This window comes from Cupriavidus sp. JZ107 (assembly GCF_053903255.1).
In genome coordinates this window covers 1498310-1512958 of record NZ_CP096481.1, presented here as the reverse complement: position 1 = coordinate 1512958, position 14649 = coordinate 1498310, and the positions used below count along the sequence as shown (strand labels likewise).

The following is a 14649-nucleotide window of genomic DNA, read 5'->3' as shown; positions in this document are numbered from 1 at the left end:
GCGCAAACGGAAAACGCGGATTATCGCACGGTTTCGAATCGGTTCCGGCAGTTTTTACCCTGACAAGGCTTGACCGGGGCTCGGACCGAGGCCCTCATCGCCCTGCCCGGCCTCGTGCCCGGCCTCGTGCCCGGCATCCTGGTCGGCGCCACCGTGCTGCCCATGCCGCAGCGCCCGCAGCAGCAGCCGCGCCGGATCAAGCGCGTCGGCCAGGTCGCTTTCCAGCGGCAGCGGCTCGCCTTCGATCCGGCTGGCCAGCAGTTCCCCGGCCAGCGCCGCCCAAGTCAACCCGCGCGAGGCAAAGGCCAGCGCCACATACAGGCCCGGCAGCCGCCGCAGATCCCGCAGATGCGCGCCGCGCAGCGAGGCCGCCCGGCGCTCGCACTCGGCCTCATCGGCGACCTGGCCGACCCACGGCAGGCGATTGTGCGAGACGCTGCGCACGCCGACATAGCCGTGCAGCGCGGCGGGGTCCAGTCCCTCCAGCGCCGCACCGCGGTCCGGCAACAGCGTCGATAGCCGGCGCAGATTGTCGGCATGGGTCTCGACCCGTTCGACCAGCGGCCCTTCGTCGGGCTCGTAGCTGGAACCGATCCTGGCGCTGCCGTCCCCGTCGCTCGGCAGCAGGTAGCCGCTACCCGTCACCACGCAGTCGGGCCAGCGGCCCAGTCGGGCCACATCACCGGGCTCCAGCGTCGTCAACTGCCCTCGTACGCGGCGGATCGGCAGATGGCGCAGCCGCAACAGCTTGCTCGCGTGGTGCGCGTTGGCCAGCACCAGCACCGGCGCTTCGGCCACCCGCTCTCCGGCCTCGTCGAACACCTGCCAGCCGTCATCGGCGTGGCGCAGCGAGGCGATGCGGGAGCCGAACCGTGTCTCCACGGCCGCGCCGGCCATCGCCAGCTGCGCGCGGCAGACGTCGGGGGGCGCGACCCATCCGCCTTGCGGGAACCACAGGCCGCCGCGCGCCACCGTCGCGCCATGCTCGGCGGCCGCCTGCGGCGCGCTCATCCATTGCACGTACTCCGGCGGCAAGCCGAGGTCGGCCAACGCGCGCTGCTGGAGCGCCGAGTCATCGTCGTCCTGGCCGACCTGCAGCACGCCGCACCCCTTCCAGCCGACCGGATGCCCCGCTTCGGCCAGCGCCCGCCAGGCGCGCAAGGCGTACTGATTGCCGGCGCGCGACAGCCGCGACAGCACGCTGTCGTCCGGCGAAAGATGCGGATGCATGGCCGCGGCGCGATGCGACGAGGTCTCGCGCGCCGGACCGTCGTGCGCATCGATCAGCGTCACGCGCCAGCCACGCGCGGCCAGCCGCTCGGTCACCGCGCAACCAGCCAGGCCCGCGCCGATCACGATCGCGTGGCGCCGCGTCCAGGCACCGGGCATCGGCGGGGCATGGCGACGGCGGCGTTCGGCGGGCATGTGCGCGACCGTCATGTCGCGCTTGCTGCCGAAGCCGGGCACCTTGCTGACTGCGAAGCCCGCCGCCTGCAGCCCGCGCCTGACGAAGCCGGCGGCCGTATAGGTCGCCAGCGTGGCGCCGGGACGGGCCAGCCTGGCCAGCCCCTTCATCACCGTCGGGTCCCACATGTCGGCATTGCGCGCCGGGGCGAAGCCATCCAGATAGAAGGCGTCGGCGCCGACGGCCAGCCGCGGCAGCAGCGCCTGCACGTCGCCCAGCGCCAGCGTCAGCACCACCGCGCCGCCGTCGAAGGCGAGCCGATGCAGCCCGGGCAACGCCAACGGCCACGCGGCCTGCAACTGCCGCGCCAATGGAGCGAGCTCGTCGAGGCCGGCGTGCAGCTCGGCCAGCCCCTCGCGCGTGAACGGATGCTTCTCGATCGAGACGAAATGCAGGCGCGCGCAGCGGCGCGGATCGTCGCGCCAGGCCTGCCACGTCGCGAGGAAATTAAGGCCTTGGCCGAAGCCCGTCTCGACGATGACGAACTGCTCGCGGCCCTGCCAGGCCTGCGGCAGCCCGTTGCCGCCGAGAAAGACATGGCGCGCCTGCGCCAGCCCGCCCTCGACGCTGTGATAGACGTCGTCATAGCGGGGCGAGTACGGCGTCCCCTGGTCGGACAGGATCGGCTCGGCGGGATCGAGGGCGCGGGGCATGGAGCGAACGGAAAACAGGGTGGCGAACGGCAGAAGGACGCCGCCGCAAAGCCGGCCGGATGGTAGCATGGCGCCCTGCTCCGCCCGCCCCTGCCATGCTCAGCTATCGCCACGCCTTCCATGCCGGCAATCACGCCGACGTTCTCAAGCACGCCATCGTCACCCACCTGCTCGATTACCTGACGCAGAAGGACAAGCCGTTCTGGTATATCGACACGCACGCCGGCGCCGGCCTCTACGCGCTGGACGAGGGCTACGCGACGAAGAAGGCGGAGTTCGAAACCGGCATCGGGCCGCTGTGGCGCGCCGCCGCGGACGGCCGCGCGCTGCCGCCGCTGCTGCAGGAATATCTGGACCAGGTACGCACGCTGAACCCCGACGGCCGCCTGCGGCACTATCCCGGCTCGCCGTGGCTGGCCTGGCAGATGCTGCGCGAAGCGGACCGGCTGCGGCTGTTCGAGTTGCACAGCACCGAAATCCAGGTGCTGCGCGACAACTTCCGCGGCGCGGGCCGCCGCGTGATGCTCTATGACGGCGACGGCTTCGGCGGCATCAAGGCCATCCTTCCCCCGCCACCGCGCCGCGCGCTGGTGCTGATCGATCCGTCGTACGAGGACAAGCAGGACTACGCCCGCACCGTGCAATGCCTGCGCGACGGGCTGCAGCGCTTTGCCACCGGCACCTATGCGGTCTGGTATCCGCAGGTGCAGCGGCGCGAGTCCGTGCAATTGCCGGTCCAGATGAAGGCGCTGCCGTTCAAGAGCTGGCTGCACGCGACGTTGACCGTCAAGCATCCGGTGCCCGGCGGGCTCGGCCTGCACGGCAGCGGCATGTTCGTCGCCAATCCGCCGTGGACCCTGCGCGCGGCGCTGGAGGCGGCGCTGCCGGCGCTGGCCGAACTGCTCGGCCAGGACGCCGGCGCCACCTTCACGCTGGAAGGCGAACAGCCTTGAGCGCAGGACGGCGCTGCCTGCCGGCGCTGCGCCCTCCCCGCTACATCATGCGACGGGTGAACTGCCCTCGCTCGGCGCCGGACATCAGCTCGAGGAAGGCCTCCGTCGTCATATGGATCAGTTCCTCGTGGTCGCCCGCCTCGAAATAGACCTCGGGCTGGCCGAGCAGGCTGTCGTCGATATAGGTGCGCATGCCATAGGCCATGCCGACCGGCGGGATCGCGCCGAGCACGCAGTCCTTGAACACTTCGCGCACCTCGTCCTCGCTGGCCATCGTCAGCCGGCGGCCGGTGCGCTCGCATAGTTCCGCCAGGTCGAGCAGGCGAGTCGACGGCATCACCGCGACCACGTAGCCCGCCTCGTCCTCGAGCAGTACAGTCTTGACCAGGCGATCGCCCGGCACATGGGCGGCCTGCGCGGTGGCCATGCTGCCCAGCGCATAGGGGTGGCGGATGATATCGAAATGGCTGTTCTTGCTGCTCAGGCAAGTCGCCAGGGTGGTTGCCAGTGCCATGATGGGTCCCCTCATCGAGATACAGGGATGGCGCGCACTGGCGTGAGGCGCGTGGCGCGCCGTCCATCAGCCATCACTGGGGGGCGCCGGTGCAACGCTGGCCTGCGGGTATCTACTATAGGACGCGGGGGACGTGGCGCGGGAACGGGACGGCGGCGATCGCGCCGCCCGATGCGGAGGGAAATCAGCGGGGAAAGGTCACGGTACCGTGCACGGTGACGCCCGGCGGCACATAGACCGGGGCCGGCTCGACATAGGCCGGCGCCGGACCGTAGTAGCCATAGCGCGGTCCCTTGCACTTGCGCTCTTCCTTGTAGTCGCCGTTGCCCTTGAACTTGCGTTCGACCTTGCAGTTACCGTCCCAGTACTCTTCCTTGTAGTCGCCGCCATGGTGATGGCCGCGCCATTTGCCATGGCCGCTTTCGTCCTTCCAGGGGTCGGCCTGGGCGGCCAGCGGCAGGGCGAGCAAGGCGGCGAGACAGAGGGACTTTGCGGTAGGGGTCATGATCGTGTCCCGCCTCGACGCGGGCGTGATGCGCAGTTCTTCTTGTCTGGGAGATTAGCGCCGGCACCGGTCCGCGGCGAGGCAGAAGGTGAAACGACCGTAAGCAAATGTTTCGCCGATCAGAACGGCCGGGGCATGCCGGTTCCGATCGAAGCGATGAAGCGGTGTGGTGCGAGGGAGGGGACTCGAACCCCTACACCATTGCTGGCGTCAGGACCTAAACCTGGTGCGTCTACCAATTTCGCCACCCTCGCGGTCCAGGCGGTGCCGTCCTGAAGGGAGGCGCCGCGTGTCTGCCGAACATCGGGCCGAAAAAACAAAAGAGGCGACCGGAACCGCTTGCCGCCCCCTGCTTCTCCGACCGGCCTGCGGCGTTGCACCGCTGCCCGGCAAAGACCGCGGATTGTAGCGCATGGTTTCGCGCGAATCCAGTCCCCCGGGCAGCGGGCGGGCATCCGGCGGTCAACGCGCCATCAGGCCATCACGCCACTGCCCTGCTCCGGCCGCCGCACGCGGAACCAGGCGGCGTACAGCGCCGGCAGGAACAGCAGGGTCAGCACCGTGGCGACGATCAGCCCGCCCATGATCGCGACCGCCATCGGCCCCCAGAACACCGAGCGTGACAGCGGGATCATCGCCAGCACGGCGGCCGCCGCGGTCAGCATGATCGGCCGGAAGCGGCGTACCGCGGCCTCGACGATCGCGGTCCAGGCTGGCACGCCGGCGCGGATGTCCTGCTCGATCTGGTCGACCAGGATCACCGAGTTGCGGATGATCATGCCGACCAGCGCCGTGATGCCGAGCTGCGCGACAAAGCCCATCGGCGAGCGCAGCAGCAACAGCGTCGCGGCGGCGCCGATCAGCCCGAGCGGGCCAGTCAGGAACACCATCACGGCGCGCGAGAAGCTATGCAGCTGCAGCATCAGCAGCGTGAAGATCAGGAACACGCACAGCGGCAGTTGCGCGGCAATCGACGCGCCGGCCTTGCCGCTCTCCTCCTCCGCCCCTGCCACCGTGATCAGGTAGCCGGCCGGCAGCTCGGCGCGCAGCTTGTCGAGCTGCGGATCGATCTGCGCCGTCACGGTCGGCCCCTGGATACCGTCGACCACGTCGGCCTGCACGGTCACGCCGAAATCGCGATTCTCGCGCCAGACGATGCCCGGCTCGGAGCGGATGCCGATGCGAGCCACCTGCGTCAGCGGCACCGCGCGGCCGCTGCTCGTCGGCACCTGCACGTTGTGCAGATCGGCCAGTGCCTCGCGTTCGTCCTTGGCCGAGCGCATCACGATGTCGATCAGCTTGTCGCCGTCGCGATACTGCCCGACCGGCGCGCCGGTCAGCACGGTCTGGGTGACGCGGGCGATCGCATTGGTGGTCACGCCGAGCGCGCGGGCCTTTTCCTGGTCGATGTCGAGGCGCAGCACCTTGACGTTCTCGTTCCAGTTATCGTTGACGCCGACGGTGTTCGGGTTCGCGCTCATGATCGCCTTGACCTGGTCGGCGATCCGGCGCACCGCCGCCGCTTCGGGCCCGATCACGCGGAACTGCACCGGATAGGCCACCGGCGGCCCGTTCGGCAACAGCTTCACGCGGCCGCGCAGCTGCGGGAAGTCGCTCGCCAGCAGCGCGATGATGCGCTGGCGCAGCCGCTCGCGCACCTCGACGTCGACCGGCAGCACGATCAGCTGCACCACATTGCTCTGCGGGAAGATCTGATCCAGCGGCAGGTAGAAGCGCGGCGCGCCGGTGCCGACGAACGTCGTGATGCTGCCGACATCGGCATCGCCGCGCAGCGCCGCCTCGAAGCGCCTGGCCTCGGCCTCGCTCTGCGCGAAGCTGGCGCCTTCGGGCAGCCACATCTCGACCATCAGCTCGGGCCGGCTGGAATCGGGGAAGAACTGCTTCTCGACGAACTGGAAGGCAAAGATGCCAAGCGCGAAGGTTCCCAGCGTGATCGCGATCACGGTCTTGCGCCAGTCCACGCACCAGTCCACCGCGCGCCGGAAGCGCGCATAGAACGGCGTGTCGAACACCTCGTGATGGCCGCCCTCGCTCGGCTTGACCTTCAGCAGCAGGTAGCCGAGGTACGGCGTGAAATAGACCGCCGCCAGCCACGACAGCACCAGCGCGAGCGCCGTCACCGCGAAGATCGCGAACGTGTATTCGCCGACCGTCGAACGCGCCAGCCCCACCGGCAGAAAACCGGCGGCGGTGATCAAGGTGCCGGTCAGCATCGGCATCGCGGTCGAGGTATAGGCGAAGGTCGCGGCCTCCATCTTGGAGAAGCCTTCCTCGAGCTTGCGCACCATCATCTCGACCGCGATGATCGCGTCGTCGACCAGCAGGCCCAGCGCGATGATCAACGCGCCCAGCGATACCTTGTGCAGGCCGATGTCGAACACGTTCATGAACAGGAAGGTGACCGCCAGCACCAGCGGGATCGTCAGCGCCACCACCAGGCCGGGACGCGCATCGAGCCGCAGCGGCTTCGTGTGCAGGCCCAGCGAGATGAAGCTGACCGCCAGCACGATCACCACGGCCTCGATCAGCACGCGCACGAACTCGCCCACCGAACGCTTGACCGCCTCGGGCTGGTCCTGCACCTGCTCCATCTCGATGCCGACGGGCAGCTGCTTGCGCAGCGCGTCGGCCTCGGCGCGCAGCGCCTCGCCCAGCGCGATGATGTCGCCGCCCTTCTCCATCGAGATGCCCAGGCCGATCACGTCCTTGCCGTTGAAGCGCATGCGTGGGGCGGGCGGATCGACATAGCCGCGATAGACCCGCGCGATATCGCCGAGCCGGATGTTGGCCGCGCCATTGGGGCCGCGCAGCACCATGTTGCGCAGGTCGGCGACATCGGCGAACTGGCCCGACACGCGTACCTGCACGTTGTCGCTGGGCGTCACCAGCACGCCGCTGGCGGTCAGGTTGTTCTGCTCGGCGATCTGGTCAGCGATCGCGTTCAGGTCCAGGCCGAGCTGCGCGAAGCGGGTCTGATTGAATTCGATATAGATCTTCTCGTCCTGCAGCCCGATCAGCGACACCTTGGCCACCGACGGCACGCGCAGCAACTGCTGCCGCACCAGGTCGGCGTACTCGCGCAGCTCCTTGTAGGTGAAGCCGTCGGCCGACAGCGCATAGATGGTGCCGTAGACATCGCCGAACTCGTCGTTGAAGAACGGCCCGCGCACGCCGGCGGGCAGCGTGCCGGCGATATCGCCGATCTTCTTGCGCACCGTGTACCAGATCTGCGCGGTCTCCTTGGCCGGCGCATCGTCGCGCAGCTGGAAGATCACCGTGGTCTCGCCCGGTTTGGAGAAGCTGCGGATCTTGTCCGCGTACGGCACCTCCTGCAGCTGGCGTTCGAGCTTGTCGGTGACCTGCACCGCGATCTGCTCGGCGGTGGCACCGGGCCAGAAGGCCTGCACCACCATCACGCGGAAGGTGAACGGCGGGTCCTCGTCCTGGCCCAGCTGGAAGTACGACATCAGCCCGGCCAGCAGCAATACCACCAGCAGATAGCGGGTCAGCGCCTGGTGCTCGAGCGCCCAGCGCGACAGGTTGAATCGGGAATGCTCCATCGCGGCGCCCTTAGCTGCGCGCGGCCGGGGCGCTGGCCGGAGGGGTTGCAGGGGCGGCAGTCGGAACCGGTGCCGACGCTGGCGCTATGGTCTGCAGCGGCCGCACCTTCTGGCCCGGCTTGAGCAAATGTACGCCCGCGGTGACGATGGTCTGGCCGGGACGCAGCCCGCTGCTGACTTCGATCTCGTTGCCGATCGGCTGGCCCAGCGTGACGGCGACCGGCTGTACCGTGCCGGCCGCGCCGTCGTAGACCCAGACCTGGTTGGTGCCCTGCTGCTGCAACAGCGCGGTCAGCGGCACGCGCACCGCGGGCGATGCGCCGGTCCGCACGAAGGTGACCATCGCGGTCATGCCGAACTTCAGGTCGGCGGGCGGATTGGGCACCGTGATGCGTGCCGCGTAGGTACGCGTGACCGGATCCGCGGCCGCCGCGATCTCGCGCACGCGGCCCGGCAGCCTGCGCTCCGGCTCGGCCCAGGTCCGCACGCTGACGTCGCGGATGTCGCGCAGCCAGTCGACCTGATCCTCGGGCAACCCGATCGCGACCTCCTTCTCGGCGGTCTGCGCGACCCGCACCACCGACTGTCCGGCGCTGACCACCTGCCCCACTTCCGCGTCGATTGCGGTAACCACGCCGTCGGCATCGGCAGCGAGCACCGTATAGCCGGTCTGGTTGCTCTGCTCGCGCAGCGCGGCCTCGGCCTGGCGCAGCCGCGCGGCGGCGGCCTCGTAGCTGGCCTGCCGACGGTTCTGCTCGGCCGCGCTGATAAAGCCCTTGGCGAACAGATCGTTGTAGCGCTTCAGGTCGGCCGCCGCCAGGTCGCGATCGGTTCGCGCCGCCTCGTACTGCGCGCGGGAGCCCTGCTCGGCCAGGTTCAGGTCGGTCGGATCGAGCCGGGCCAGCGGCTGCCCGCGCCGCACCGTCGCGCCCACGTCGACCAGCCGCGCGGCGATCTTGCCGCCGACGCGGAAGCCGAGCCGGGACTCGATGCGCGGCCGCACGTCGCCGGAAAACTCATACGCGGACTGGCCGGTGGCCGACTGCAGCTGCAGCAGGCGCACCGGCCGGACGTCGGGCGCCCGCTCGGCCTCGCGCGAGCAGCCGCCGAGCACCAGCAGGGCAAGCAACAACGGCAACACCATGCCGACGGTCGACGGCAGGGGCTTCAAAGCGTTGACGGCCGCGACTTCCGGCCCGGGACAAGGCACTGGCATGGATGGCGATAAGACGGGTGCAACGGCATGACGAGGGGCGACGCGCGCCGGCACGGCCGGACTGGCGGCGAGCTGCAACGCTGCCGCGCGACACGACAATGGCGCCGCCCGAGGGACGGCGGGTCCGGCAGTAAATAACCGGCCGGTCAGCAATATATCGACCCCTTCGGGGTGCGTCAAACGCGACGCGACGAACCACCCCATTTGGGGGGTGAAACGATCGATTTAGGCCCCAATTGGCGCGTGTTGCGTGTCGAGACGCCCCCACTCGGTAGGGTGCAGGGCGCCCCCGGATGCCCTCTCAAGCAGGCCGCGTGGTTACAATGCTGCCGCCATGTCCAAGCCCGACGCGCCTTCCGCCGATACCCCGCAAACGCCGTCCCCGATGCCGGCGTCAATGCCGGACGCCCCCGCGGCCGCGGAAGGCTATGCCGTCGACCACTACGAGAACTTTCCGGTGGCCAGCGTGCTGCTGCCCCGGCCGCTGCGCCGGCCAGTGGCGGTGATCTACCGCTTCGCCCGCACCGCCGACGATCTGGCCGACGAGGGCGATGCGGCGCCCGCCGAGCGGCTGGCCGCGCTCGGCGCCCTGTCCGATGCGCTCGAACGCATCGCCGCCGGCACCGATCCCGGTACGCCGATGATGCGCGCGCTGGCCGAGGTCATCGCCGAATACCGGCTGCCGCTGCCGCTGTTCCACGATCTGCTCGACGCGTTCCGGCAGGACGTGACCGTGCACCGCCATGCCGACTGGGACAGCCTGCTCGACTATTCGCGCCGCTCCGCCAATCCGGTGGGCCGGCTGATGCTGCATCTGTACGGCGCGGCCACGCCGGACCGCTTCGCGCGTGCCGATGCGATCTGCACCGGCCTGCAGCTGGTCAACTTCTGGCAGGACGTCGCGATCGACTTCGCGCGCGGCCGCATCTACCTGCCCGCCGACGCGATGGCGCGCCACGGCGTCGACGAAAACGCGCTGGCCGAGGGCCGCTGCGATGTGCGCTGGCTAGCGCTGATGGAGGAGCTGAAGGTCCGCACGGAGGCGATGCTACAATCCGGCGCTTCGCTCGCGCTGGACCTGCCTCGCACGGTGGACTGGCGTATCGGCTGGGAGCTGCGGCTGGTGGTGCAAGGCGGCCTGCGCGTGCTGGAACGCATCGAGGCCGTCGGCTACGATGTCTTCCGGCGCCGTCCGACGCTCGGGCCCGCCGACTGGCTGCTGCTGGCATGGCGGGCGGCAGCGCGCTACCGGAGTGGCACCGCGCCGAGCAAGCCCGTTCATTGAACTCGGGATCGAGCCCGGATGGATTCCGGGATCGCCCCCGGACCGAGCCGCCGATCGACTCCACCGAGTGTGTCCCCTAGCGAGCGCGAGACCGCTTTGACGCCCGACCAGTACTGTCAAGACAAGGCCGCCCAGAGCGGCTCCAGCTTCTACTACAGCTTCCTGTTCCTGCCGCCGGAACGGCGGCGCGCCATTACCGCGCTCTATGCCTGGTGCCGCGAGGTCGACGACGTCGTCGACGAGACCCAGGACCTGACCGTCGCCCAACAGCAGCTGGCCTGGTGGCACGGCGAGCTCAAGCGCCTGTTCGCCGGCGAACCGACCCATCCGACCACGCTCGCGCTGCAGCCGCATCTGGCCTCCTGCGGCCTGACGCAGCCGATGCTCGCCGAGGTGCTGGAGGGCATGGAGATGGACCTGATGCAGACGCGCTATCTGGACGAGGCGGGCCTGGACCGCTATTGCCATTGCGTGGCCGGCGTGGTCGGCACGATGAGCGCGCGCATCTTCGGCTACCGCGATCCGCGCACGCTCGAATTCGCCGAGAAACTGGGGCGCTCGCTGCAGCTGGTCAACATCATCCGCGACGTCGGCGAGGACGCGCGGCGCGGCCGGCTCTATCTGCCGGTCAATGTGCTGCAGCGCTTCGAAGTGCCGGCCGCCGACATCATGCAGGGCCGCCATTCGCCGCGCTTCGTCGCGCTGATGGAGTATCACGCCGAACGCGCGCGCACCTTCTACCGCGAGGCGCTGGCGCTGCTGCCCGAGACGGACCGCCGCGCCCAGCGCGCGGGCCTGCTGATGGGCGCGATCTACCACGCCCTGCTCGACGAGATCGAGGCCAGCGGCTTCCAGGTATTGAACCAGCGCATTTCGCTGACACCCATGCGCAAGCTGTGGATCGCATGGAAGACGTGGATACGCAACCGCTGAACCTCGCGATGGCGGAACGCACCGCCACGCCCGACGCAACGTCGCCGCGGACCGGCGGCGCGGCCGGCGCGGCCGGCGCGGTCGGCGTCATTGGCGGCGGCTGGGCCGGCATGGCGGCCGCGCTGGAACTGGCGCAGGCCGGCCGCGTGGTCCACGTGTTCGAGGCCGCGCCGGTGCTCGGCGGCCGCGCGCGCCGCGTCGCCCGGCGTCATCCGCAGGTGGCAGGCGAACTCGACAACGGCCAGCATCTTCTGCTCGGCGCCTATCGCCATACCCTCGCGCTGATGCGCCGCGCCGGCGTCGATCCCGATGCCGCGCTGCTGCGGCTGCCGCTGCAGATGGCCTATGCCGATGGCTGGCAGCTGCAGGCGCCGCGCCTGCCGGCGCCCTGGCATCTGCTCGGCATGGGCCTGACCGCCCGTGGACTGGGCTGGCGCGAGCGCGCGGCATTGGCGCGGGCGCTGTCGCGGCTGCGCGCCACCGGCGATGACGACGATGCTGCTGATACCGATGGCGCGGGTGCCAACACCACCGGCGAGACCGTCGCCGCGTGGCTGGCGCAGGCACCGTCGTCGCTGCGGGAACGCCTGTGGTTCCCGCTGTGCGTGGCCGCGCTGAACACGCCGGCCGAACAGGCCGATGCCCGCGTATTCCGCCGCGTGCTGCGCGACAGCCTGCTGGCGGCGCGCGGCGACAGCGACATGCTGGTTCCGCGCCGGGACCTGAGCCGGCTGTTTCCCGAGGCCGCCGCGCAGGCAATCGTTGCCGCGGGCGGCACGGTACGGACCGGCGCCGCGGTACAGCAGATCTCGCAAGCCCAGCACGGCTGGCTGCTGCAGACCGGTGCCGGCCAGCAGGAAGTCGCGCAGTTGGTCATCGCCACCGCGCCGCGGCAGGCGGCGCGGCTGCTGGCGCAGATCACGAATCGCTCGCACCAGCCCGCGCTGCAGGCGGCCGCGGCGAAGCTGCAGGCGTTCGACCATGTGCCGATCGTCACGCTGTATCTGAACGTCGGCGCGCTGCGCCTGCCGCGTCCGTTTCTTGCGCTCGACGCCAGCGCCGCCGCGCCGGGTCAGTTCGTCTTCGATCGCGCCGCGCTGTCGACCGAACCCCACGCATCGGCCGCGCCGGACCGCGACAACGTCTGGTCGGTCGTGATCAGCGCGGCCGACGATGCCGCAGCGATGCCGCAGGCGGAACTGGCGCGGCGCGTGCGCGCGCAGCTTGCCGCGCAACTGGCGCCCTGCATCGGCGATGCCGCGCGCCTTGCCGATGCGCGCGGCGAATTCGTGATCGCCGAACGCCTGGCCACGTTCCGCTGCGTGCCGGGCCTGGCGCGTCCCGGCAACGATATCGGCGTGCCGCGCCTGGCGCTGGCCGGCGACTATACCGACGGGCGCGACGGCGCCTATGGGCCCTACCCAGCCACCATCGAAGCGGCGACGCGCAGCGGCTCGGCGGCCGCGGCGCTGCTGCAGCGCGAGCGCGTGCCGTCCGCCGAGACGGCATGACGTTCGCCGCATGACCCTCCTTCCCATCGACGTACCGAAGAGCCAGCACATGCATTCCCCCTCTCCTTCCCTTGGCCAGTCCATTCTCGATGCCGCCGATGCGCTCGCGCGCTTCTCCGATATGGAGGGCGGCCTCACGTGCGCCTATCTGACGCCGGCCCATCGCGCCGCCGCTGCGATGCTGGCCGAGCGCATGCGCGCGGCAGGCATGCAGGTGCGCGTCGATGCGATCGGCAACGTGATCGGCCGCTACGAGGCCGATCCGTCCGCCGGCCCGGATGCAAAGGTACTGATGACCGGTTCGCACTTCGACACGGTGCGCAACGGCGGGCGCTATGACGGCCGGCTCGGCATCCTGCTGCCGATCGCGGTGGTCGGCGCGCTGAACGAGGCCGGCATCCGGCTGCCCTACCATTTCGAGGTGGTCGGCTTCGCCGAGGAGGAGGGGCTGCGCTTCAAGACCAGCTTCCTGGCCAGCAGCGTGCTGGCCGGCCGCTTCGACCCGGCGCTGCTGGCGCGCGCCGACGCCGACGGCATCACGCTGGCGCAGGTGCTGGCGCAATCCGGTCTGCCGGGCGGCGGCGATCCCGAGGCGCTGCGCGCGGCCGCGGTCGACCCGGCGACGCTGCTCGCCTTCGTCGAGGTCCATATCGAACAGGGACCGGTGCTGCTGCACCATGACCTGCCGCTGGGCATCGTCACGCAGATCGCCGGCAGCAGCCGCTTTCAGGTGCGGGTCGAGGGCCTGGCCAGCCATGCCGGCACCACGCCGATGACGATGCGCAAGGATGCGGCCGCCGCGGCCGCCGAGATGGTGCTGCTGGTCGAGTCGCGCTGCGCGCAGGCGCCGACGCTGGTCGGCACGGTCGGCCAGCTGCAGGTGCCGAACGGCTCGAGCAACGTGATTCCCGCCGCGTGTCACTTCTCGATGGATATCCGCGCCGGCGAGGACGCCGTGCGCGAGGCCGCGATCGCCGATATCGTCGCCGGCATCGAGGCGATCGCCGCGCGCCGCGGCGTGCGTGCCGAGGTGGAACGGGTGCCGCCGGTCAACAACGCGCCGTGCGCGCCGTGGCTGCGCGAGCAATTCGCGGCGGTGCTGAACAAGCGCGGCCTGCAGGGCTTCGAGCTGCCGTCCGGTGCCGGGCACGACGCGATGATGATGCAGCGGATCACCGACGTGGCGATGCTGTTCGTCCGCTGCGGCAACGGCGGCATCAGCCACAACCCGCTGGAGACCATTACCGCGGAGGACGCGCAGCTGGCGGCGGAGGTGTTCGTCGATTTCCTGCGGCATTTCAAGGGGCGGTGAGCGCAGACGCGGAGAGCGGGCCGTCGCTGCGCTCTACCTCTTGCAGGAAGCCGCGGAGAAAGAGCTGTCGCTCCCCTCTCCCGCGAGCGGGAGAGGGGTTGGGGGAGAGGGCAAGGGCGTACGTCCTGGCTGACGACGTACGCTTTGGAACGGCTGCTCCCTTTCCCCCGCCCCTCTCCCGCAAGCGGGAGAGGGGAGAAAAACATCGGGCACTGCTGCAACCGCTAGCTTTCCTTTGCCTTGCCGCTCAATTGCCGTGGTACATCTCCCTGCCGATGTCGTACAGGCTCTGCCGCAGCTTGCGCCGCTCGTCGGCGGACAGCTTGCCGCCCCGCCCCTGCCGCTCGGCGGCGTCGCGCTCGGCGCGCTGGCGGTTGGTGCGGCCCCGGCTTTCGCGCGGCGACGGGCGCTCGCGCTCGTGGCGCGCATGACCCGGAGTGCCCGCATAGCCCTCCCCGCCCCGGCCCGGATGGCGCCCGTGTCCCTGCAGCAGCGCGCCGAGTCCCGGCGACTGCGCGGACGCGCTCGCGGCATGCAGCAGCATCGACGGCAGCAGCAGCGCAAGCAGGGCTCCGGCGACACGGCGTCGGGCGCCGGAGGCGCGGCGCGGTTCGGACCGGGTGGATTTCGCTTTCATTGATAATGGCGGTCTGGGGCTTGGCCGCTCGGGCTACCGCTGGACGACGCCAAGGCTCCCGGATCGAGGCTGACCGATTTGCCC

The 14649-nt window shown here is 70.2% G+C and carries 11 protein-coding genes and 1 tRNA gene; 5 read left to right on the top strand and 7 right to left on the bottom strand.

The features are described from left to right. Window positions 1-54: 54 nt before the first annotated feature. Window positions 55-2118, bottom strand: coding sequence for a bifunctional tRNA (5-methylaminomethyl-2-thiouridine)(34)-methyltransferase MnmD/FAD-dependent 5-carboxymethylaminomethyl-2-thiouridine(34) oxidoreductase MnmC (gene mnmC / locus M1D55_RS16300; protein WP_456282605.1), 2064 nt, complete (start codon window positions 2116-2118; stop codon window positions 55-57). A 95-nt stretch (window positions 2119-2213) separates the two neighbouring features. Here mnmC and M1D55_RS16295 point away from each other — a divergent pair, with 95 nt between their 5' ends. Next, window positions 2214-3071: a 23S rRNA (adenine(2030)-N(6))-methyltransferase RlmJ gene (locus M1D55_RS16295; RefSeq protein WP_456282604.1), complete on the top strand. Its 858-nt coding sequence runs from the start codon at window positions 2214-2216 to the stop codon at window positions 3069-3071. Window positions 3072-3111: 40 nt separating this feature from the next. On the opposite strand, the gene M1D55_RS16290 is transcribed toward M1D55_RS16295, so the two are convergent. The 5 genes from M1D55_RS16290 to M1D55_RS16270 form a co-directional block, all read right to left on the bottom strand. Beyond that, complete coding sequence (locus M1D55_RS16290; protein ID WP_023263545.1) at window positions 3112-3585, bottom strand: aminoacyl-tRNA deacylase; 474 nt, start codon at window positions 3583-3585, stop codon at window positions 3112-3114. A 184-nt stretch (window positions 3586-3769) separates the two neighbouring features. Beyond that, the gene (locus M1D55_RS16285) at window positions 3770-4090 is read right to left on the bottom strand and encodes a hypothetical protein (protein ID WP_456282603.1); all 321 of its coding nucleotides are present in this window, start codon (window positions 4088-4090) and stop codon (window positions 3770-3772) included. A 167-nt stretch (window positions 4091-4257) separates the two neighbouring features. Further along, window positions 4258-4344, bottom strand: a tRNA-Leu gene (locus M1D55_RS16280). A 219-nt stretch (window positions 4345-4563) separates the two neighbouring features. After that, the gene (locus tag M1D55_RS16275) at window positions 4564-7671 is read right to left on the bottom strand and encodes an efflux RND transporter permease subunit (RefSeq protein ID WP_456282601.1); all 3108 of its coding nucleotides are present in this window, start codon (window positions 7669-7671) and stop codon (window positions 4564-4566) included. A 10-nt stretch (window positions 7672-7681) separates the two neighbouring features. After that, window positions 7682-8815, bottom strand: coding sequence for an efflux RND transporter periplasmic adaptor subunit (locus tag M1D55_RS16270; RefSeq protein WP_456282721.1), 1134 nt, complete (start codon window positions 8813-8815; stop codon window positions 7682-7684). A gap of 469 nt (window positions 8816-9284) precedes the next feature. On the opposite strand from M1D55_RS16270, the gene hpnC reads away from it, so the two are divergent. From hpnC to M1D55_RS16250, 4 genes are all read left to right on the top strand, one after another. Then, window positions 9285-10172: a squalene synthase HpnC gene (gene hpnC, locus M1D55_RS16265; RefSeq protein ID WP_456282720.1), complete on the top strand. Its 888-nt coding sequence runs from the start codon at window positions 9285-9287 to the stop codon at window positions 10170-10172. A 96-nt stretch (window positions 10173-10268) separates the two neighbouring features. Next, entirely contained in the window at window positions 10269-11105 is an 837-nt protein-coding gene (gene hpnD, locus M1D55_RS16260; RefSeq protein ID WP_456282600.1) for a presqualene diphosphate synthase HpnD, read from the top strand. Further along, window positions 11078-12616: a hydroxysqualene dehydroxylase HpnE gene (gene hpnE / locus M1D55_RS16255; protein ID WP_456282599.1), complete on the top strand. Its 1539-nt coding sequence runs from the start codon at window positions 11078-11080 to the stop codon at window positions 12614-12616. The genes hpnD and hpnE overlap by 28 nt, the downstream gene beginning before the upstream one ends. A gap of 49 nt (window positions 12617-12665) precedes the next feature. Beyond that, entirely contained in the window at window positions 12666-13928 is a 1263-nt protein-coding gene (locus tag M1D55_RS16250) for a Zn-dependent hydrolase (RefSeq protein ID WP_456282719.1), read from the top strand. A 247-nt stretch (window positions 13929-14175) separates the two neighbouring features. On the opposite strand, the gene M1D55_RS16245 is transcribed toward M1D55_RS16250, so the two are convergent. Continuing rightward, window positions 14176-14565, bottom strand: coding sequence for a hypothetical protein (locus M1D55_RS16245; protein ID WP_456282598.1), 390 nt, complete (start codon window positions 14563-14565; stop codon window positions 14176-14178). Window positions 14566-14649: the final 84 nt, after the last annotated feature.

Coding starts and splice junctions, on each gene's coding strand:
- M1D55_RS16245 (WP_456282598.1), bottom strand. CDS start 14,565: ATGAAAGCGAAATCCACCCGGTCCGAACCGCGCCGCGCCTCCGGCGCC.
- M1D55_RS16275 (WP_456282601.1), bottom strand. CDS start 7,671: ATGGAGCATTCCCGATTCAACCTGTCGCGCTGGGCGCTCGAGCACCAG.
- hpnC (WP_456282720.1), top strand. CDS start 9,285: ATGCCGGACGCCCCCGCGGCCGCGGAAGGCTATGCCGTCGACCACTAC.
- hpnE (WP_456282599.1), top strand. CDS start 11,078: ATGGAAGACGTGGATACGCAACCGCTGAACCTCGCGATGGCGGAACGC.
- M1D55_RS16285 (WP_456282603.1), bottom strand. CDS start 4,090: ATGACCCCTACCGCAAAGTCCCTCTGTCTCGCCGCCTTGCTCGCCCTG.
- M1D55_RS16270 (WP_456282721.1), bottom strand. CDS start 8,815: ATGGTGTTGCCGTTGTTGCTTGCCCTGCTGGTGCTCGGCGGCTGCTCG.
- M1D55_RS16295 (WP_456282604.1), top strand. CDS start 2,214: ATGCTCAGCTATCGCCACGCCTTCCATGCCGGCAATCACGCCGACGTT.
- M1D55_RS16290 (WP_023263545.1), bottom strand. CDS start 3,585: ATGGCACTGGCAACCACCCTGGCGACTTGCCTGAGCAGCAAGAACAGC.
- mnmC (WP_456282605.1), bottom strand. CDS start 2,118: ATGCCCCGCGCCCTCGATCCCGCCGAGCCGATCCTGTCCGACCAGGGG.
- M1D55_RS16250 (WP_456282719.1), top strand. CDS start 12,666: ATGCATTCCCCCTCTCCTTCCCTTGGCCAGTCCATTCTCGATGCCGCC.